We start from the raw sequence: 18,938 nt of genomic DNA on the forward strand, positions 1-18,938 counted from the left end.
CCGTTTTCAACGGCTCCTCAGGATGAGGGAGAGAGAAGCCTATTCCTCTGACCACCGATATTGAAAATGCCGCGCCCCTTAAAAGGCGCGGCATTTTGTTTGCGCTTGCAGTGTGCGCAAATTCTGATATGCATGTTTGTGCCGATTTATGCATGTTTATGCGTGTTAGGAGAGATAAGTGGCGACGGAGCTTCTGCTTCATGAAAGACAGGCGCGCATTCAGGACCTGTTGCAACTGTCGGGCCGCGTGCTGGCGGCTGAGCTGGCCGAGAGCTTTGGCGTGTCGGAAGATACGATCCGGCGCGACTTGCGCGAAATGGCGGCTGCGGGGCTATGCAAGCGTGTTTACGGCGGTGCTCTGAAAGCTGCACCGTCATCGCTGTCGCTGGCTGAGCGCGATGTGGAACGCACGGAGGCCAAGGCAGCGCTGGCGGATGTACTGCTCGGCCTGATTAAGCCGGGCATGACGGTGTTTCTGGATGCTTCCTCGGTCAATACGGCTTTGGCGCGTCTTTTGGTGGAACGCGGCCAGGCGCTGACAATTGTCACGAATACGCCGTCGATTGCCACTATTCTGCTTGCTGCTCCCGATATTGATTTGATCATGATCGGCGGGCCGATTGATCGCCGTGTTAGCGCTGCGGTCGGCGCACGCGCCCTGCGTGATGCGGAGTTGTTGCGTCCCGATCTTTGTGTGCTGGGCGCCTGCGGTGTTGCGGCGGAAATCGGCGTCACGGCGCTTTTTCTGGACGATGCCGAGTTCAAGCGCACCATTGCCAGCCGCAGTCGGTCTGTCGTACTGGCAATCACCAATGACAAGCTTGGCACTGTCGCAGCGCACGATGTCGTCTCACTGGACGATATCGGCGTCATGGCTGTTGAACAGGATGCTGATGAAGAATTGCTCGCGCCCTTTGTAGCGGCGAGCGTGAATATACTACGCGCGGCAGCAGGCCGTGGCTGAGGGATACATGGAACAGGTTTCCGGACGGGAAGATACCGCGCTGTCACGCGCGCCGATGATCACCAAAGAGCGTATTGCTGTTGCGCTGCTCTTTCTGGCAAATGGCTATATTTTCGGTGGCTGGGCACCGAAAATTCCGGAATTCGCCGCACGCCTTGGGCTGGATAGCGCAGGCATGGGACTGATGATCCTCGTCTTCGGCATCGGCTCGCTATCCATGATGCCGGTGGCCGGGGCTTTGTCGGCGCAGCGCGGTTCCGGTGCTGTGGTGCGCATTTTCGCGCTCGCCTTCATTCCGGCTCTGCTGATCATTGCTCTGGTGCCGAATGTGGTCACTGCCGTGATCGTGATGTTCTATTTCGGTGGCACGATGGCTGCGATGGATGTGGCGATGAATGCCAATGCGGTCGCTGTGGAGAAATCCATGCGCCGCGCCATCATGTCGTCCTGTCATGCCTTCTGGAGCCTCGGTGGGCTTATCGGCGCGGCAAGCGGCGGCTTTCTCATCGCGCAGTTCGGCTCGACCGTTCATGCGCTGGTGTCGACCGTTGTTGCGGCGGGGCTGATCGCTGTCGCGTGGCCATCGGTCATCGCCGACAAGTTCCATCACCCGAGCGGCGAGAAGCAGAAGCTGACCTTGCCACGCAATCCGCTACCCTGGCTTGTCGGCGTGATGGCTTTGTTTTCGATGGTGCCGGAAGGTGCGATCATCGACTGGAGCGCCTATCATATGCGCCAGGATCTGGGCGCGTCGGTGACGCTGGCGGGCTTCGGCTTTGCGGCCTTCTCCTTCTCCATGGCGGTAATGCGCTTTGCGGGCGATCTCGTGCGCGACCGTTTCGGCGCAGTGCGGACGCTCCGCGCCTGCACGGTGATTGCCATTATCGGCATGTTGATCGTCGGCTTTTCCACCGATCCTTATGTGTCGCTGGTCGGTTTTGCCATTTGCGGCATCGGCATTTCCAACATGGTGCCGATCGCCTTTTCGATGGCTGGTAACATGCCGGGCGTAAACCCAAGTGTCGGCCTGTCGATTGCAACGACGCTTGGCTATTCCGGCATGCTGGTGGCCCCGTCACTGATCGGCTTTGTCGCCAGCCATAGCGGCTTCGGCGTGGTGTTTATCGCGCTGCCAGCACTGCTTCTGGTCGTGCTCGCCTTTTCCAGTCTCGCTCGCTACGCAGACCAGAAGCACTAGGGCATTTCCAGCAAAAGTGCGTAGCGCCTACGCGGGGAAATCAGTTCACTGGACTGATTTCGAATCCCGCTTCGATGCGTAGGATAATGCGTGAAAACAAATGAATAGACCTGTTTATTCCGCGGTCCAGCCACCTTCAACCGGCAGGGCCGCGCCATTGATCTGCGCGGCTGCATCGGTGGCGAGGAAGGCTGCAAGCGCTCCGATCTGTGCGGTGGTGACGAATTCCTTCGTCGGCTGTTTATCGAGCATCACTTCGCGGATCACCGTTTCACGATCCATGTTGTGGGCCTTCATCTGGTCTGGAATCTGCGCCTCAACAAGCGGTGTCAGCACATAGCCGGGGCAGATGGAATTGGCGGTGATCTTGGCTGTCGCCAGTTCCAGCGCCAGTGTCTTGGTAAAGCCCACAATGCCGTGCTTGGCAGCGACATAGGCCGACTTGAACGGTGAGGCGACCATTCCGTGGGCCGACGCGATATTGATGATACGTCCCCAACCGCCCGCACGCATATGCGGGATGGCGGCAGCGGATGTATGGAAGGCCGAGGTCAGGTTGATCGCGATAATGCGGTCCCATTGCTCGGTCGGAAATTCTTCCACCGGCGCAACATGCTGGATGCCTGCATTGTTGACCAGAATATCGGCGCTGCCGAACGCCTTGACGCTGTCGGTGACCAGCCTGCGGCAGTCGTCGCCCTTCGACATATCGGCTGCGATATAGACCACGCTGGCGCCATGTTCTTCGCCCAGCATGCGGGCAAGCGCATGATCTTCGTCGCGGTCGGTAAAGGAGTTGATCACAACGTTGTGTCCCGCGGCCGCCAATGCATGGGCGATGCCAAGGCCGATTCCGGAATTGGAGCCGGTGACAATAGCGGTTTTACGGGCAGTTGCGTCGGTCATGGGTGGGCGTCCTCGTTTATGATGACGCGCATAATGAGAGGGCGACAATGCGTCGGCAAGTGATTATATAGATCGAAATCCTTATAAGCGCAGACCCAGTTAAGAACAGAGCAAAATGTCTTCCGAGACCGTCAGCTATTTCTCGCATCCTTTCCCTCGCCGCCAATCGGTTGGTGTTAGCGTCGGTGGCGTCATCGTCGGCGGCAGTGCGCCAGTCGTCGTGCAGTCGATGACCAATACGGATACGGCGGATGTGGATGCCACCGTCGCGCAGGTCGCAGCCTTGCACCGCGCGGGGTCCGAGATTGTGCGCATCACAGTGGATCGCGATGAATCCGCTGCTGCCGTGCCGAAAATTCGCGAAAGGCTGGAGCGTCTGGGACATGACGTGCCGCTGGTCGGCGACTTTCATTATATCGGTCACAAGCTGCTCGCGGATTATCCTGCCTGCGCGGAAGCGCTTGCGAAATATCGCATTAATCCGGGCAATGTCGGTTTCAAGGACAAGAAGGACAAGCAGTTCGCCGACATCGTCGAAATGGCGATCCGCTATGACAAGCCTGTCCGCATCGGCGTGAACTGGGGTTCGCTCGATCAGGAGCTTCTGACCACGCTGATGGACCGCAATCAGGATGCAGGCGCACCACTGAGCGCGCAGGAAGTCATGCGCGAGGCCATCGTGCAGTCGGCCCTGATTTCCGCCAATCTTGCGGAAGAGATTGGCCTTGCTCGCGACAAGATCATTCTGTCGGCCAAGGTCAGTCAGGTGCAGGATCTGATCGCCGTCTATACGATGCTGGCGCAGCGTTCCAATCATGCGCTGCATCTGGGGCTCACCGAAGCTGGCATGGGTACCAAGGGCATTGTCGCCTCGTCGGCGGCCATGGGTATTCTGTTGCAGCAGGGCATTGGCGACACGATCCGCATTTCGCTGACCCCGGAACCGGGCGGCGACCGCACCCGCGAAGTGCAGGTGTCGCAGGAACTTTTGCAGACCATGGGCTTCCGTCAGTTCATCCCGATTGTTGCGGCGTGCCCCGGTTGCGGACGCACGACGTCGACAGTGTTTCAGGAACTGGCGCAGACCATTCAGGACGACATCCGCCGCAACATGCCGGTCTGGCGTGAGAAATATCCGGGCGTGGAAGCGCTTTCCGTTGCGGTCATGGGCTGCATCGTTAACGGTCCGGGCGAATCGAAACATGCCGATATCGGTATTTCACTTCCCGGTACGGGCGAAACGCCGTCCGCACCGGTCTTTGTCGATGGCAAGAAGGTGACGACGCTGCGCGGTCCCGCCATTGCCGCGGATTTCCAGAAGATGGTTGCCGATTATATCGAGAACCGCTTTGGGCTTGGTCAGAAGGTAGCTGCCGGACAAAACTAAGCGGAGCAGCTCACTGCTTGGGTTGCGGCCTCCGGTGTTGTTTTCAGTGTCGCTGCCCAGAAGACGAGCGTGACGAGGCTGATGCCAGCGCCAAGCAGGCACACGCCGTTCCAGCCCGCATGGGCATAGACCCAGGTTGAAATCGCTGAACCACTCGCGCTTCCTATGGAATAGAAAACCATATAGGCGGCGGTGAGCCGGTTCTGCGCGTCCGGACGCACACGATAGATCATCGCCTGATTGGTCACATGGACCGCCTGAAGCCCGAAATCGATAATCAGCACACCGACGATCAGCCACAACAAGGATTGCCCGAGCAGGGCAATGGGCGCCCATGCCACCAGCATCAGCGCGAGTGCTATGCCGGTCATACGCTGTGCATGGCCGCGATCCGCAGCGCTCCCGGCCCGTGAGGCCGCCAGTGCACCGGCAGCGCCCGCAAGGCCAAACAGGCCGATCTCCGCATGGCTCAATTCAAAGGGTGGTGCACTCAGCGGCATCACCAACGGTGCGAGCAGGGTGGTGATATCGGCAAAGATCAGCATGGCGATGATCGCGCGAATGCGCAGCACAGGTTCTTCTTTGAACAGGGTTGCGAGTGACAGGATCAGCGCCGGATAGGAAACGCTTGCGGCTTGTCGCTTTTGTCGCGGCAGGCTGCGCCAGAGCATGAGACCGATCAGCAAGGTAACGGCTGCCGAACTCAAATAGACACTGCGCCAGCCGCCAATGTCGGTCAGCGCGCCTGCAACCGCGCGGGCGAGCAATATGCCAAGCACGATACCGCTCGTCACAATCCCCACGACATGGCCGCGCCGCATCGGCTCCGCAAGGCTTGCCGCATAGGCCACGAGTGCTTGTGTAACCACGGCAAGAAGGCCGGTCGCTGCCATGGCGAGAAAGAGCAGGGCGGGTTGTCCAGCAATACCGACGGCTGCCAGTGTCAGTGAGGACAGCAGGAAATGCGCGACGATCAGTTTGCGCCGGTCGAAGAGGTCGCCAAGCGGCACCAGAAAGATGAGGCCAAGTCCGTAGCCAATCTGGCTCGCACCGACGATCAGTCCCGCTGTGGAGCGGTCCAGTCCGATATCGTCGACCATCACATCCAGAAGCGGATGCGCAAAATAGACATTGGCAACGGCAAGACCGCTCGCAATGGCAAACAGAAGAAGGGTGGTGGTGGAGAGCGATGGGCGCGCATCACTGTTCGCGGCAGTTTGCGCTGCCGCGTCGGGAGAGATCTGCATGATGAACTCCAGCAAATTTGGTTTTAATATGAAACCATTTTGCTTGTAGCGAAAGAAGTTTTATATTGCAACCAGATTGAATGAATGGAGTGAAGATGGTTCGCAAGAAGAGCCTGAAAGGCGACTATTGCCCCAGTGCGCGGGCGCTGGATGTGATTGGGGACTGGTGGTCGCTGCTGATCGTGCGCGAGGCCTTTGACGGCGTGACACGCTTCAGCGCCTTTCAGAAAAATCTGGGCATTGCGCGCAATATTCTGGCCGAGCGTCTGCGTAAGCTGACGAGCGAGGGTATTCTGGAAAGCGTGCCTGATCCCAATGGCGGTGCGCATCAGGAATATGTGCTGACTGCGAAAGGGCGCGATCTTCTGCCGGTCGTGGTCGCCTTGCGGCAATGGGGCGAGAAGCATCTCTTCGCGCCGGAGGAGCCGCATTCACGGCTGGTCGACAGCGTGTCGGGTCAGAACATTGCAAAGCTTGACGTGCGCGCGCAGGATGGGCGCATACTTTCTGTCGATGATGTCGTTCTGATCAAGGTCCGAGAAGACGATCTTTGAGTATTAGCTCTGGCGTTCGGCGATGAAGCGCGCAGCCTGCTTGAGAATATCGGCATCCTTGCCGAAAGGAGCAAGCAGGCTTTCCGCCTGAGCGACAAGGCCTGACAATTGCTTGCGCGTCCAGTCGATGCCATGCAGCGCCACAAGCGTCGCCTTGCCAGCAGCAGCATCCTTGCCGGTCGCCTTTCCCATTGCAGCGGCATCTGCCGTCACATCCAGAAGGTCGTCGGCAAGCTGGAAAGCAAGACCGATGGCCGAGCCGAATTCCGCCATCCGTTCGCGATCTTCGCGGGAGGCGTCGGCGATGATTGCCCCTGCCTCGCAGGCAAAGCGGATCAGCGCGCCGGTTTTCATCGCCTGAAGCGTTATGATGCCAGCTTCGTCCGGCTTCTTTGTCTCGGCCATCAAATCGAGGGCCTGCCCGCCCGCCATGCCGCCAAGGCCCGAGGCACGGGCGAGGGCGGAAACCAGTTGTACGCGCACGGACGAATCGAGATCGGTCTCGTCAGAGGCGACAATGTCGAAAGCGTAGGTAAGAAGGCTGTCGCCCGCGAGAATCGCAGCCGCTTCGTCAAAGGCTTTGTGCACCGTTGGCTGGCCGCGGCGCAGATCATCATCGTCCATGGCGGGAAGATCGTCGTGAACCAGCGAATAGCAATGGATGCATTCCAGCGCTGCCGCGACCCGCAGCACGGCGTCGCCGCTCTTGCCGAATAGTGCAGCACTTTCCACAACCAGGAACGGACGCAGCCGTTTGCCACCATTCAGCACACCGTGACGCATGGCGGCAATCAGCCGTTCCGGGCGGGCGATCTCACCGCTGCGCAGGCGCTCGTCAAGAAGCCCGATCAGCATCGCTTCCACTTCGTGGGCGCGATGGTTCAGGGCATCGGTGAATTCGACAGTCACATGTTCCATGATGATCGGCATGGACGAAAGCGCTAATTTGGTCAACTGGGCATATCGATCAGCACAGGCTTTTTCATCAGACGGTCATCAAACGATATGTTTCCGGCTTGTTTCCAACACAGGATTATGGAATCGGGTTCTATATTATTAAAGAATGGTTTATGTCGCTGGGGGAGTACATCAGGCGGTGGACGTGGCCAAAATCATCTTAAAGAGCAAAAACGGGCGCAGTTATCTGGCCGATCCCGTGTGGGGACGCCGGATCATTCTGGCGTTCCGGGTTTTGCTGGTGCTGGCGGTGTTGCCGCTCTTTCTCCTCCTCGTCTATTCGATCCCCTTCGTGCGCCCGGTCTCGATGCTGATGGTGAAGGACTATGTCCTGTTTCAGAATGTCGACCGGCGCTGGGTGAGCATCGATGATATTTCGCCGAATGTAATCAATGCGGTGATGATGGCGGAGGACGGCCAGTTTTGCAGCCATGGCGGTGTGGACTGGCATCAGCTCAGCATTGTGCTGGATGATGCCGGCGAAGGCGGTCCAAGCCGGGGCGCTTCCACCATCACCATGCAGACGGTGAAGAATCTCTTCCTGTGGAATGGGCGTTCTTTCATCCGCAAGGGGCTGGAATTTCCGCTGGCGCTGGCCGCCGATGCGATCCTGTCCAAGCGCCGGATCATGGAGATCTATCTGAACATCGCCGAATGGGGGCCGGGCATCTACGGCATCGAAGCCGCAGCCCAGCATTATTTCAAGCGACCGGCGGCAAAGCTCAATGCGCAGCAGGCAGCGCTTCTGGCCGTGACATTACCCAATCCGGCACTGCGCAATCCGGCCAAGCCGACCCGCAACATGCAGCGCATCGCACGGATCGTTGCCGGTCGCGCGGTACGCTCCGGTCCCTATGTGACCTGCGTACAATAAATGCGAGTCATGAAAAAAAGATCAGACTCCGACTGGTCAAAGCCCGCAAGAGCGTGTATAGGCACCTGACTTTCCGGAATTTTGTCCGCTGTGACAGGCTCCACCGGGGCCGTGCCGGACGTTTATTGACCGATCAGTGGAGCTGGATCCATGGCAGTACCTAAAAGAAAAACGTCTCCGTCGAAGCGCGGCATGCGCCGTTCGGCTGACGCTCTGAAGGCCCCGACCTATGTCGAGGACAAGAACTCGGGCGAACTTCGTCGTCCGCATCATATCGATCTGAAGAGCGGTATGTATCGCGGCCGTCAGGTCCTCGAAGCTAAGGAATAGGTCTGACGCTGCGGTTACCGCAGCCTAGCAGACACGTTTCAAAAACGCCGTTTCCGGGAAACCGGGAGCGGCGTTTTCTTTTATTATCTTTTGAGAAAATTGGAGATTCGTAATATAGATGACGTTTACTTTTACCTTTTGATAAAAAAACAAATTTAGGCGGCATTTAAGGTCACTTATATCAAGTGTATGATTTGTATTAATAAATTTATTAGGTCTGAACATGGAAGAATATTTCAAATCTGCAATTTTAAACTCTGGAATTTCGTTAAGTTGCGTCGTTTCATTGTTCAATGTAATTGACAATGCGAACTATAATGAATTTCATTCGATGAATATGTCTGATACACCCAGTTTGAATGGGCGTTTGGACGAAGATGGCGCCACGGCCATTACGCATTTCGCGCTTAATAATTTGGGATAACTGATACGATGAGAAGGCCGCTATTATTTGGCGGCCTTCTTCTTTTTCAGTTCAACCAGCGTCTGCGGTGAAACCGGCCTTTTCTATGCCAGCGATGGCGACAGCTTCATCATTTTCTGACGTATCTCCCGAAATGCCGACCGCGCCAACAATTTCTCCATCACTATTCTTGATAATGACGCCGCCAGGTACTGGAACGATTTTGCCGCCGGAAACGCCGGAGAGGCCTTCCAGAAAATGCGGGCGATCCTTTGCCTGATTGTGCAGCCAGCGCGAGCCGGTCCCGACTGCCAGAGCGCCAAAGGCTTTACCGGATGCAATCTCGAAGCGGAGGATTGACGTGCCGTCCTGGCGCTGAAACGCCTTGAGATTGCCGCCTGCATCGAAAACCGAGACGGCAAGCGGCTTGAGCTTCAGATCGGCGGCTTTGGCAAAGGCTGTTGCGATGATGGAATTGGCCTGATCGAGCGTGAGTTGGACCATAGGAACCTCCTGTTTCAATGCTGCCATTTTAGCGTCTGGGGGATGATCCGCATCCGCTAAAGTACCTCTCTTCCGGAGAAACAGCTTTTCGCTTTACCGAAGGTTTATGATGTAATCCTTGCCAAGCCGGGCTTTTTGGTTTTTCTCTGTCGCAACAGTTTGTCACGGAGGAATAGCATGACTGCCGCAACCGATCCGAAAGCCATCGTCATCGCCAGCGCCGCTCGCACGGCAGTGGGGTCGTTCAACGGTGCTTTCGCTACTGTGCCTGCCCATGAACTGGGCGCAACCGTGATCAAGGCGGCGCTGGAACGAGCGGGCGTTGCGGCTGACGACGTGGATGAGGTTATTCTTGGACAGGTGCTGACGGCAGGCGAGGGGCAGAACCCGGCGCGTCAGGCCGCAATGGCGGCGGGTTGCCCGAAAGAAGCAACCGGTTTTGCGATCAACCAGCTTTGCGGCTCCGGCCTGCGCGCCGTTGCGCTCGGCATGCAGCAGATCCAGTCCGGCGATGCTAAAGTCATTGTGGCTGGCGGTCAGGAATCCATGTCCATGGCGCCGCATTGCGCGCATTTGCGCGGCGGCGTGAAAATGGGCGACTTCAAGATGATTGACACCATGCTCAAGGATGGCCTGACCGATGCGTTCCACGGCTATCACATGGGGATCACCGCAGAAAACATTGCACGCCAGTGGCAGTTAACCCGTGCCGATCAGGATGAATTCGCGCTCGGCTCCCAGCAGAAGGCGGAAGCCGCGCAGAAGGCCGGAAAGTTCGAGGATGAAATCGTCCCGTTCACTGTCAAGACGCGCAAGGGCGACGTTGTCGTTTCGTCCGACGAGTATATTCGTCCGGGCACGACCATCGAAGCGCTGACCAAGCTGAAGCCCGCCTTCGACAAGGAAGGCACAGTGACGGCGGGCAATGCCTCCGGTTTGAATGACGGCGCTGCGGCAGTCGTACTGATGGAGGCTGAGGAAGCCAGCAAGCGTGGCGTGAAGCCGCTGGCGCGTATTGTTTCCTGGGCAACGGCTGGCGTTGATCCGTCAATCATGGGTACAGGTCCGATCCCGGCAACGCGCAAGGCGCTGGAAAAGGCGGGCTGGACGATTGACGATCTGGAACTGGTGGAAGCGAATGAAGCTTTCGCCGCACAATCCTGCGCGGTTGTTCGCGATCTTGGCCTGAACCCGGAGATCGTCAACGTCAATGGCGGCGCAATTGCCATCGGTCATCCGATTGGCGCGTCAGGCGCGCGCGTGTTGACCACGCTGCTTTATGAAATGAAGCGCCGTGATGCCAAGCGCGGTCTCGCGACACTTTGCATTGGTGGTGGCATGGGTGTTGCCATGTGTGTCGAGCGGGACTGATCTGCTTCCGATCAGGCTTTATCTTTCGGGCAGGCTGCGGGTTTCCGCAGCCTGCCTTTTTATGCCCGCAATGACAGGCTTGATGGCGAATGCAGACGGGGAGGGTTCCGCTTGAGCGTTCAAAGGTTAACGCCAAATGGCTTCTCTGTCCGGTTTTCGGGTGTATCGTTGCGGTAATCGATGTTCCAATATGGTGCGCTTTGGCGAAAGCCTACCAGATGTGGTGAGAACAAAGAGTGAAAATTGATCAATCACCGATTCGTCGCCGATTCGTTCCGGCTTTGGCCTGAAGGTTAATGAAAATGGCTTTCGCGACTTGATTTTCGATAACCAACTATTAGGAATTGTTAAGTTTTCTTTAAACTGCTCAAAGTGCTGTCATAAGCTGTTGACGCGCTTCTGGCAAAAGTTAACGCCAATCGCGTTCTGTTCTGTTTATGTTGGAACGTCGCATCTATGAGATTCAGCATATGGTGGCTATCGACAATCCGGTTACCATATGTTGCCGTGAACAAAAGGCGAAGGAATCAGAGTCAGCGATTCGTAGCCGATTCGTTCCAGAGTCGTTCTATTCGTTAAATCGGGTCGTTCGCTGAGATCGGCCATTTGAAAAAAATGTCGGGCTGCCTATTTTAAAATCGCGGGTGGTTCAAACTTAACAGGAGCGCTTTCGGCCAAGGTCGTATAGTGCTATCGCAAGACACGACAATCGGCCTCCCAATCGCATGTTGGGGTGCCTGCACCGGGAATTCTATTATTGGCATGAACCAACGCCCTGCCCATGATTTGCCGCTGACCCTGAGCGGCCGCGACGTGACTGCGGTGCTGGGGCCAACCAATACCGGCAAAACCCATCTCGCAATCGAGCGTATGCTGTCGCACGGGAGCGGCATGATCGGCCTGCCGCTGCGCCTTCTGGCGCGCGAGGTCTACAATCGTGTCGTCGAACGGGTCGGCGTGGCCAATGTCGCGCTGGTCACCGGCGAGGAAAAGATCGTCCCGCCCACTGCGCGTTATTCCGTTTGCACTGTGGAAGCCATGCCGCGCCGCACCGATGTGGCATTCGTCGCTATCGACGAAGTGCAACTCGCTGGCGATCTCGAACGCGGACATATTTTCACAGACCGTATTTTGCATCTGCGTGGACGCCAGGAAACACTTCTGCTCGGTGCTGCCACCATGCGCACCATTCTGGAAAAGCTCCTGCGCGGCATTAATGTGGTGACACGCCCGCGCCTGTCGCATCTGGCCTATGCCGGTTCCAAGAAGATCACGCGCCTGCCGAACCGGTCTGCCATTGTCGCTTTTTCCGCCGATGAGGTGTACGCGATTGCCGAGCTGATCCGTCGCCAGCGTGGCGGGGCTGCTGTGGTCATGGGCGCTTTGTCGCCGCGCACGCGCAATGCGCAGGTCGAGCTTTACCAGTCGGGCGACGTGGATTTTCTGGTGGCGACAGATGCCATCGGCATGGGCCTCAATCTCGATGTCGATCATGCGGCCTTCGCGCAGAACCGCAAGTTTGACGGCTATCAGTTCCGTGATCTCACGCCTGCCGAAGTGGGGCAGATCGCCGGTCGCGCCGGTCGCCATCTGCGTGACGGCACATTTGGCGTGACGGGGCAGGTGCAGCCCTTCGACGACGAACTGGTCGAGCGGGTGGAAGCGCATAATTTCGATCCGGTGAAAGTGCTGCAATGGCGCACGGAGCGTTTCGACTTCTCGTCGATTGAGGCGCTTCGCCGATCACTGGAAACCCCGGCCCCGGTCGAGGGGCTTGCCAAGGCTTTGCCGGCTGTTGACCAGCAGGCGCTTGAAAATCTGTCGAAAGACGGAGAGATTGTGCGCCTTGCGACAACGCCGGCGCGAATTGAACTTTTGTGGGATGCCTGTGCGCTTCCCGATTATCGTAAGATCGCACCGGCACAACATGCCGATATCATTGCGTCTATCTATCAGGATCTAGTGCGCCGAGGGAGCGTCGATGAAGATTATATGAGCGAACAGGTGCGCCGCGCCGACAGTACAGAGGGGGAAATCGACACTCTGTCGCACCGCGTGGCGCAAATTCGAACCTGGACTTTTGTGTCGCATAGGCCCGGTTGGCTTGCCGATCCGACACACTGGCAGGAAAAGACGCGCGAAATAGAGGACAGATTGTCCGACGCGCTGCATGAAAGGTTGACGAAACGCTTTGTAGACCGCAGGACAAGCGTGCTTATGAGGCGCCTGAGAGAGAATGCCATGCTTGAAGCAGAAATCAGCCCGGCCGGAGACGTGAGTGTCGAAGGCCACAATGTTGGGCAACTGGAAGGATTCCGTTTCACCGCCGACGTCCAGGCCGAGGGGCCGGACGCGAAGGCAGTGAAGACGGCTGCGCAAAAGGCGCTGGCCGCCGAGTTCGATCGCCGTGCGGAGCGCTTTGCGGCTGCTCCCAACGGAGACTTCGCGCTTGGTTCGGACGGCGTCTTGCGCTGGGTCGGTGCGACCGTCGCAACTTTGGTTGCAGGTGACGACATTCTGAAGCCGCGCACGGTGATCCTTGCCGACGAACAGCTCACCGGTCCCGCACGGGACAAGGTCGCTGCGCGCATCGACCGTTTCGTAGCGCATCACATCGAAACCGTTCTGAAGCCCCTGACCGATCTGGCTGGCGCTGACGCGCTGACCGGCATGACGCGCGGTCTGGCTTTCCAGATCGTCGAGAACCTCGGTATTCTCCAGCGCCGTGAGGTGGTGGAGGAAGTACGCGGTCTCGATCAGGACTCGCGTGCGGCGCTCCGTCGTCTCGGCGTGCGTTTCGGTGCCTATCACGTCTTCATGCCCATGCTGCTGAAGCCGGCTCCTGCCGGTCTCATCACGCTGCTCTGGGCCTTGAAGAACGATGGCCGCGAGCGTGCCGGTTACGGCGATGTGGTCAATGTTCTGGCTGCCGGTCGTACGTCTGTCGTCGTCGATCCGGCTTTCGATCCGATGTTCTACCGTCTGGCAGGCTATCGGGTGCTTGGCCGTCGTGCGGTTCGTATCGATATTCTGGAACGTCTTGCCGATCTCATCCGTCCGGCTCTGGCCTGGCGTCCGGGTTCGGGTGTTCGTCCGGATGGCGCTTATGACGGCGGACGTTTCATCGTCACGCCTGCCATGATGTCGATCCTCGGTGCGACCACCGAAGACATGGAAGAAATCCTCAAGAGCCTGGGCTATCGCCATGAGGCGATGGAAGCAGCCGATGTTGCGGCCAAGCTTGCAGAACTGGATGCCTTTGCTGCCGAAGCTGCTGCCAAGGATGCAGGCGCTGCCGTTTCCGCTGTTGCAGCGGAAGCTGAAAAGCCTGCCGTGCCTGCAGCTGAACCAGTGCCAGCACCGGTTGTCGCTGTTGAGGTGAAGGCTGAAGAGCCTGCACCAGCTGCGGAAGCTCCAGTCGCCGAAGCCGCTGCACCTGCCGGTGACGCGGTTGCGGAAGAGCCGAAGCCGGTTCTCCTGTGGCGTCAGGGCCGTTTCGAAGGTCGTAACCGCAATCAGGACCAGAACAACCGTCAGCGTCATGGTGGCCAGAACAATCGTGGTCAGCAGGGCGAGGCGCGCAAGTCCGAAGGCGGCGACGAGCAGAATGCACGTGGCGGCAAGCGTTTCGACAAGAACAAGCGTCACAATCATGACGGCGAAGGTCAGGGCAAGCGCGAAGGCTTTAAGGGCAAGCCCCGTGATGGCGGCGGTCGTGACCGCCAGCCAAAGCGCGAGCATGGTGCCCCTCATGGCGCATCGCAGGGCAACAAGCGCTTCGAGCAGGAACGCCCCGCACGGATCGATCCCGATTCGCCTTTCGCCAAGCTTCTGGCTCTCAAGGAGCAGATGAAGAAGTAAGATGACCGGTGAACCGAGCGGAAGACAGCGTATCGACAAGTGGCTGTTTTTCGCGCGCGTGGTCAAATCAAGATCGCTGGCGGCGAAACTCGCCGTCGGCGGCAAAGTCCGGGTTAACCGCGACAAGATTGATCAGGCAGCACATCAGGTGAAAGTCGGCGATGTACTGACCGTTACACTTGATCGCCGCATCCTCGTTTACAAGGTGCTTCTGCCCGGCGAGCGTCGCGGCCCCGCACCCGAAGCCCAGCTTCTCTACCAAGATATTTCGCCAGCTCCGGTATCGTCGAGCGATCCGACAGTCACAGCCTTGCCGCAGCGTGAGAGCGGCGCTGGACGCCCCACCAAGAAAGAACGTCGCGATACGGACCGCCTGCGCGGGATTTGATCCGGACGTGTTGCCGCAGCCGTAAAAGTGGCCGCGATGGAAATTGCTCTGTAAGGCACTTTGACGAAAGTGTTTTCTACGCTTTCAGGTTGAGACGAAATGCGGTTTCCGCTATTTGCGCGATGCTTATAATGCGGCGATTGCACCCTTGTCAGAGCGCAATAAAATCGTTACCTCACGCTGTGTCACGCAGGACATGGCGATAAAATGGGTCATCCGATCCACTATCGTTTCCATGGACCGTGACGTCGTGGCGAGATATTTCATGACACAGCCATTTCCATAGGCCTGTCGGATATCGGCGCAAAACACCAGGATGGATAAACCACCTCTCGGAAAGAGGGGCGGTAACAGGAGTTCGACGATGACCTATGTCGTGACCGATAATTGCATTCGCTGCAAATATACGGACTGCGTCGAGGTCTGTCCGGTCGATTGCTTCTATGAAGGCGAGAACATGCTCGTCATCAATCCTGACGAGTGCATCGACTGCGGCGTGTGCGAGCCGGAATGTCCTGCTGAAGCCATCAGCCCGGATACTGAGCCTGGCCTCGACAAGTGGCTGGAACTCAACACGGAATATGCGGCGAAGTGGCCGAATATCACCGTCAAGAAGGATGCCTTGCCGGAAGCCAAGGAAATGGACGGCGTCACGGGTAAGCTCGAAAACCATTTCTCCCCGGAGCCAGGCAGCGGCGACTGAGTTCCGACCTGCCTATCGTCTTGTCATCGCATGTAGATTAGCATCGCCTTTCACTTGCTTTTTCTACATTAAGGCGGCAAAAGACGAATAAAATCACGGGAAAGCACCGGCAAAACAGGTGTATTAAGTTGCCAGACGGGACATATCTGGCAATTTGTTGATTCTTTCGCGAAATTGTGTTAGCCTGCACCAATAATTTCGGTGACTGGACGTCAATTCGTGGCGCAAATGCGTTTTTCTCAGAAAGGCTGATGTTTTTTACCGGGCTAAAATTGGCACCGGGGTGGATGATTGCGATCAAACGCAAGGTCCTGAAAAGTTCTTGGCTTCTCAGGACGGTTTTATGCGCCGCAACATCATTCCGTTTCTGCCCCTTTTCTCGCCCGATAGAGAAAATCTGCCGTTAGAGGCGTTTCCAGTCATCGCATTTTGCAGTCGGATGGAAAACATCCGACGCCGCATAAATGCGCCTTAACAGCGGCTTGGAGCGCCGGTCTGCTTTTGTCAGATCGACATAGGCTCCAGTGCCGACAACAGCTTCCGTGCTTTGTAGAAGCGCGGTCGAAGATCATGTGTCAACCGGCGGGTCGCGCCGGGCACAACAGGGAGTATTGAAGCGTATGTCATCCCAGCAGAAAAAACCCGCAATCCGTGGTGGTTTCAAGACCGGTGAGTCGATTGTGTATCCGGCTCATGGCGTTGGTCAGATCGTAGCGATCGAAGAGCAGGAAGTGGCTGGTCACAAGCTTGAACTTTTCGTGATCGATTTCGAAAAAGACAAGATGCGTCTGAAGGTACCGGTCGCCAAGGCCGCAACCATCGGTATGCGCAAGCTGTCTGAAACGGATTATGTGGAGCGTGCTCTGAAGGTGGTGCAAGGTCGTGCCCGTGTAAAGCGTACCATGTGGTCGCGCCGCGCGCAGGAATATGATGCGAAGATCAATTCTGGCGACCTGATCTCTATTTCGGAAGTTGTGCGCGATCTCTATCGTGCAGAAAACCAGCCGGAACAGTCCTATTCCGAACGCCAGCTTTATGAAGCTGCTCTCGACCGCATGGCTCGCGAAATCGCAGCCGTCAACAAGCTGTCGGATACCGAGGCTGTCCGTCTCATCGAAGCCAATCTCGCCAAGGGACCGAAGCGCGGCAAAGCCGATGCCGAAGCCGACCTTGAAGATGATGAAGTTGAAGCTGCATAAGTTTCACTTTTCTCGATGTTTTAAAAAGCCCGGCGAAAGCCGGGTTTTTTATTTGTGCTGTTTAAAGCGCGTATCACTCCGGTCGGATGCTGCTGCCGGCTACAGTGACTTGCTTCAAATTTGAATGATTTTCTAAATCAATCATTTACCCCAGTCCACTTTTGTCAGCGTTGTCAGAGATTTATACTTTTCGAAGGGAACCGGATCGCTTTTCGCGCGTTGTGCAAGACACCAGTTCGTAATGGGTTTGTTTTGCGGCGTTCGAACGTGTGCCTCAAGACTGTCCAAAGAGGGCGTTCTGAACGACTTTTGTTAGTGTTCAATTGTTCTTCGCGTAACTGGCATATCCTTCAGCCTGGCGTCCAGAAGGGTGTCAGTTCAGAACAGGAGAACCAGATGAAGCCGTCATCAATAAGCAGTTCTTCCGCAGTTCCCGCACATCGCATGCCTCCGGCTGCGCGTAATCTCCCAACGCCAGCCTCGTCTTCCCAATCCATGATCCGCAGCGCAATGTCGGCTCCCTATCTGGAGCGCGAAGAGGAGCGGGACCTCGCCATTCGCTGGAAAGAGTTGAAAGACCAGGATGCCCTGCATCGCATCACCTCGGCGCATATGCGCCTTGTGATTTCCATGGCCGGGCGTTTTCGCAAGTTCAAGCTGCCGATGAATGATCTCATTCAGGAGGGCTATGTCGGCCTTCTGGAAGCAGCCGCCCGTTTCGACCCGGAACGTGAGGTCCGTTTCTCGACCTATGCATCCTGGTGGATCCGCGCATCCATGCAGGACTATATTCTTCGCAACTGGTCCATCGTTCGCGGTGGTACAAGCTCTGCCCAGAAAGCTTTATTCTTCAATCTCCGTCGTCTGCGTTCCAAGCTGGCTCAGGCCGACGACACCATGAGCAAGGCGGAAATCTATCGCGAGATTTCAGATCAGCTGGGCGTTTCGGCCACCGATGTGGAGTTCATGGACAGTCGCCTGTCCGGCCCCGACAGCTCCTTGTCTGCGCCGGTCAACAATGATGAATCCGGGGCGTCGCGGCGCATGGATTTTCTTGTCGACGATCATCCGCTTCAGGATGAAGTCGCCGAAAGCTCCATCGATATGGAACGCCGGAACCAGTGGCTGCATGTTGCGCTGCACTCGCTCAACGAGCGCGAATTGCACATCATCCGTGAACGCCGTCTGGACGATGATGGCGTGACACTGGAAGCGCTTGGCGAAAAGCTCGGTATTTCGAAGGAACGTGTACGACAGATCGAAAGCCGTGCGCTGGAAAAGCTCAAGATCGCGCTGCTCAGCCAGCACGAACTGGCAGCTTATCAGGCCTGACGGCCAGACATTCACAACACTTGGGCAGCACAAGAAAAGGGCGGTCGGACCGCCCTTTCTTTTTGGCAATCAGGACTTGTCGCCTTCGAGGCGGTTTGACCAATCCTCAACCTTACGGTTTTCCAGACGACGAATGGCATAGCGCTTCCAGCCATCCGCCAGATGCGGAATTGTGGCCATAAGTGCCAGCTCGTCGTAATTGAGCATATCGACATAAAGCAGATGCCAGACGCGGTGCAGCGACCATTCGGGCGAAAGACGGTCAACAAGCACCATACTGTCGCCGGTCTGCGCTTCACCTTCTTCCAGTACGCGATAATACCAGCCGGTTCTTCCGGTCTTCTGGACACGGATTGCCATATCGGGCGTCTCGAAGCGTGCATTGAGCTTCCAGCACGGCTGACGCCCTTGCGAAACTTCGATCAGCGCCGTGCCGAAGCGGAAACGGTCGCCGACAGCGACATTGTGCTCATCGAGACCGGTGGTAGAAATGTTTTCGCCGAAAGCACCCGCCGCACCAAGCCGATGATTGTCGCCAATGTCCTTGCGCCAGACAGCGTAGTGATCGTAAGGATAGTGATGCAGCGCCTTCTCTGGCCCGCCATGCACCTTGCGGTCGCCTTGCTCATCGCAATCGAGACCGACCAAAGTCACGCGGGCCTTGCCGGTAACAGGGCGCTTGTCGATCGCGCTCGGCGCATTACGTGGACCGAGTGGAGCGATCTGGCCTGCAAGCAATGCGTCGATACGGGTTTCCATA

At 57.2% G+C, this 18,938-nt stretch carries 17 protein-coding genes; 12 read left to right on the plus strand and 5 right to left on the minus strand.

All coding sequences use genetic code 11. The annotated features are described in order from the left end of the window. Window positions 1-178 precede the first annotated feature (178 nt). A complete protein-coding gene (locus ACTJKP_RS06170; protein WP_440630039.1) occupies window positions 179-964 on the plus strand; it encodes a DeoR/GlpR family DNA-binding transcription regulator in 786 nt (261 codons plus the stop codon). A gap of 7 nt (window positions 965-971) precedes the next feature. Further along, window positions 972-2,162, plus strand: coding sequence for an MFS transporter (locus ACTJKP_RS06175; RefSeq protein WP_440630040.1), 1,191 nt, complete (start codon window positions 972-974; stop codon window positions 2,160-2,162). Window positions 2,163-2,276: 114 nt separating this feature from the next. Here the strand turns inward: ACTJKP_RS06175 and ACTJKP_RS06180 are convergent, their stop codons facing one another. Beyond that, complete coding sequence (locus ACTJKP_RS06180; RefSeq protein WP_440630041.1) at window positions 2,277-3,068, minus strand: 3-hydroxybutyrate dehydrogenase; 792 nt, start codon at window positions 3,066-3,068, stop codon at window positions 2,277-2,279. A 115-nt stretch (window positions 3,069-3,183) separates the two neighbouring features. Between ACTJKP_RS06180 and ispG the strand changes: the two genes are divergently transcribed. Next, the gene (ispG, locus tag ACTJKP_RS06185; RefSeq protein WP_440630042.1) at window positions 3,184-4,455 is read left to right on the plus strand and encodes a flavodoxin-dependent (E)-4-hydroxy-3-methylbut-2-enyl-diphosphate synthase; all 1,272 of its coding nucleotides are present in this window, start codon (window positions 3,184-3,186) and stop codon (window positions 4,453-4,455) included. On the opposite strand, the gene ACTJKP_RS06190 is transcribed toward ispG, so the two are convergent. After that, window positions 4,452-5,702 (minus strand): MFS transporter, encoded by a 1,251-nt coding sequence (locus ACTJKP_RS06190; RefSeq protein WP_440630043.1) that lies wholly within the window; start codon window positions 5,700-5,702, stop codon window positions 4,452-4,454. The genes ispG and ACTJKP_RS06190 overlap by 4 nt on opposite strands. A 95-nt stretch (window positions 5,703-5,797) precedes the next feature. On the opposite strand from ACTJKP_RS06190, the gene ACTJKP_RS06195 reads away from it, so the two are divergent. Then, window positions 5,798-6,256: a winged helix-turn-helix transcriptional regulator gene (locus ACTJKP_RS06195; RefSeq protein ID WP_440630044.1), complete on the plus strand. Its 459-nt coding sequence runs from the start codon at window positions 5,798-5,800 to the stop codon at window positions 6,254-6,256. 3 nt (window positions 6,257-6,259) lie between these two features. Here ACTJKP_RS06195 and ACTJKP_RS06200 read toward each other — a convergent pair whose 3' ends face one another. Continuing rightward, on the minus strand, window positions 6,260-7,174 hold the full coding sequence (locus ACTJKP_RS06200) for a polyprenyl synthetase family protein (protein WP_078339592.1): 915 nt from the start codon (window positions 7,172-7,174) through the stop codon (window positions 6,260-6,262). A gap of 184 nt (window positions 7,175-7,358) precedes the next feature. On the opposite strand from ACTJKP_RS06200, the gene mtgA reads away from it, so the two are divergent. Next, window positions 7,359-8,087, plus strand: coding sequence for a monofunctional biosynthetic peptidoglycan transglycosylase (gene mtgA / locus ACTJKP_RS06205; RefSeq protein ID WP_440630045.1), 729 nt, complete (start codon window positions 7,359-7,361; stop codon window positions 8,085-8,087). Between the two features lie 150 nt (window positions 8,088-8,237). After that, window positions 8,238-8,417, plus strand: a complete 180-nt coding sequence (rpmF, locus tag ACTJKP_RS06210; RefSeq protein WP_006467787.1) for a 50S ribosomal protein L32 — start codon at window positions 8,238-8,240, stop codon at window positions 8,415-8,417. A 475-nt stretch (window positions 8,418-8,892) separates the two neighbouring features. On the opposite strand, the gene ACTJKP_RS06215 is transcribed toward rpmF, so the two are convergent. Next, entirely contained in the window at window positions 8,893-9,324 is a 432-nt protein-coding gene (locus tag ACTJKP_RS06215; protein WP_440630046.1) for a GlcG/HbpS family heme-binding protein, read from the minus strand. A 177-nt stretch (window positions 9,325-9,501) separates the two neighbouring features. Between ACTJKP_RS06215 and ACTJKP_RS06220 the strand changes: the two genes are divergently transcribed. From ACTJKP_RS06220 to ACTJKP_RS06245, 6 genes are all read left to right on the plus strand, one after another. Continuing rightward, window positions 9,502-10,695: an acetyl-CoA C-acetyltransferase gene (locus ACTJKP_RS06220; protein WP_078339529.1), complete on the plus strand. Its 1,194-nt coding sequence runs from the start codon at window positions 9,502-9,504 to the stop codon at window positions 10,693-10,695. A gap of 762 nt (window positions 10,696-11,457) precedes the next feature. Next, on the plus strand, window positions 11,458-14,556 hold the full coding sequence (locus ACTJKP_RS06225) for a helicase-related protein (protein WP_440630047.1): 3,099 nt from the start codon (window positions 11,458-11,460) through the stop codon (window positions 14,554-14,556). Window position 14,557: 1 nt separating this feature from the next. Then, window positions 14,558-14,944, plus strand: coding sequence for an RNA-binding S4 domain-containing protein (locus tag ACTJKP_RS06230; protein ID WP_440630048.1), 387 nt, complete (start codon window positions 14,558-14,560; stop codon window positions 14,942-14,944). 364 nt (window positions 14,945-15,308) lie between these two features. Beyond that, entirely contained in the window at window positions 15,309-15,647 is a 339-nt protein-coding gene (fdxA, locus tag ACTJKP_RS06235; protein WP_078339526.1) for a ferredoxin FdxA, read from the plus strand. 620 nt (window positions 15,648-16,267) lie between these two features. Then, window positions 16,268-16,846 carry a CarD family transcriptional regulator gene (locus tag ACTJKP_RS06240; RefSeq protein ID WP_078339525.1) on the plus strand — a complete coding sequence of 193 codons (579 nt, stop codon included), beginning with the start codon at window positions 16,268-16,270 and terminating at the stop codon, window positions 16,844-16,846. A gap of 396 nt (window positions 16,847-17,242) precedes the next feature. Continuing rightward, complete coding sequence (locus ACTJKP_RS06245; protein WP_440630049.1) at window positions 17,243-18,178, plus strand: RNA polymerase factor sigma-32; 936 nt, start codon at window positions 17,243-17,245, stop codon at window positions 18,176-18,178. Between the two features lie 69 nt (window positions 18,179-18,247). Here the strand turns inward: ACTJKP_RS06245 and ACTJKP_RS06250 are convergent, their stop codons facing one another. Next, window positions 18,248-18,937, minus strand: a complete 690-nt coding sequence (locus tag ACTJKP_RS06250) for an MOSC domain-containing protein (protein WP_440630138.1) — start codon at window positions 18,935-18,937, stop codon at window positions 18,248-18,250. Window position 18,938 lies beyond the last annotated feature (1 nt).

Origin of the sequence: Brucella sp. 22210 (assembly GCF_052045675.1) — a bacterium.
In the GTDB taxonomy this organism is placed as follows: domain Bacteria; phylum Pseudomonadota; class Alphaproteobacteria; order Rhizobiales; family Rhizobiaceae; genus Brucella.

What these genes read in the sequence shown, in the direction of transcription:
- ispG (WP_440630042.1), top strand. Translation starts at nt 3,184, where the DNA reads ATGTCTTCCGAGACCGTCAGCTATTTCTCGCATCCTTTCCCTCGCCGC.
- ACTJKP_RS06195 (WP_440630044.1), top strand. Translation starts at nt 5,798, where the DNA reads ATGGTTCGCAAGAAGAGCCTGAAAGGCGACTATTGCCCCAGTGCGCGG.
- rpmF (WP_006467787.1), top strand. Translation starts at nt 8,238, where the DNA reads ATGGCAGTACCTAAAAGAAAAACGTCTCCGTCGAAGCGCGGCATGCGC.
- ACTJKP_RS06230 (WP_440630048.1), top strand. Translation starts at nt 14,558, where the DNA reads ATGACCGGTGAACCGAGCGGAAGACAGCGTATCGACAAGTGGCTGTTT.
- ACTJKP_RS06245 (WP_440630049.1), top strand. Translation starts at nt 17,243, where the DNA reads ATGAAGCCGTCATCAATAAGCAGTTCTTCCGCAGTTCCCGCACATCGC.
- ACTJKP_RS06240 (WP_078339525.1), top strand. Translation starts at nt 16,268, where the DNA reads ATGTCATCCCAGCAGAAAAAACCCGCAATCCGTGGTGGTTTCAAGACC.
- ACTJKP_RS06200 (WP_078339592.1), bottom strand. Translation starts at nt 7,174, where the DNA reads ATGGAACATGTGACTGTCGAATTCACCGATGCCCTGAACCATCGCGCC.
- ACTJKP_RS06220 (WP_078339529.1), top strand. Translation starts at nt 9,502, where the DNA reads ATGACTGCCGCAACCGATCCGAAAGCCATCGTCATCGCCAGCGCCGCT.
- fdxA (WP_078339526.1), top strand. Translation starts at nt 15,309, where the DNA reads ATGACCTATGTCGTGACCGATAATTGCATTCGCTGCAAATATACGGAC.
- ACTJKP_RS06225 (WP_440630047.1), top strand. Translation starts at nt 11,458, where the DNA reads ATGAACCAACGCCCTGCCCATGATTTGCCGCTGACCCTGAGCGGCCGC.
- ACTJKP_RS06190 (WP_440630043.1), bottom strand. Translation starts at nt 5,702, where the DNA reads ATGCAGATCTCTCCCGACGCGGCAGCGCAAACTGCCGCGAACAGTGAT.
- ACTJKP_RS06215 (WP_440630046.1), bottom strand. Translation starts at nt 9,324, where the DNA reads ATGGTCCAACTCACGCTCGATCAGGCCAATTCCATCATCGCAACAGCC.
- ACTJKP_RS06250 (WP_440630138.1), bottom strand. Translation starts at nt 18,937, where the DNA reads ATGGAAACCCGTATCGACGCATTGCTTGCAGGCCAGATCGCTCCACTC.
- ACTJKP_RS06175 (WP_440630040.1), top strand. Translation starts at nt 972, where the DNA reads ATGGAACAGGTTTCCGGACGGGAAGATACCGCGCTGTCACGCGCGCCG.
- ACTJKP_RS06180 (WP_440630041.1), bottom strand. Translation starts at nt 3,068, where the DNA reads ATGACCGACGCAACTGCCCGTAAAACCGCTATTGTCACCGGCTCCAAT.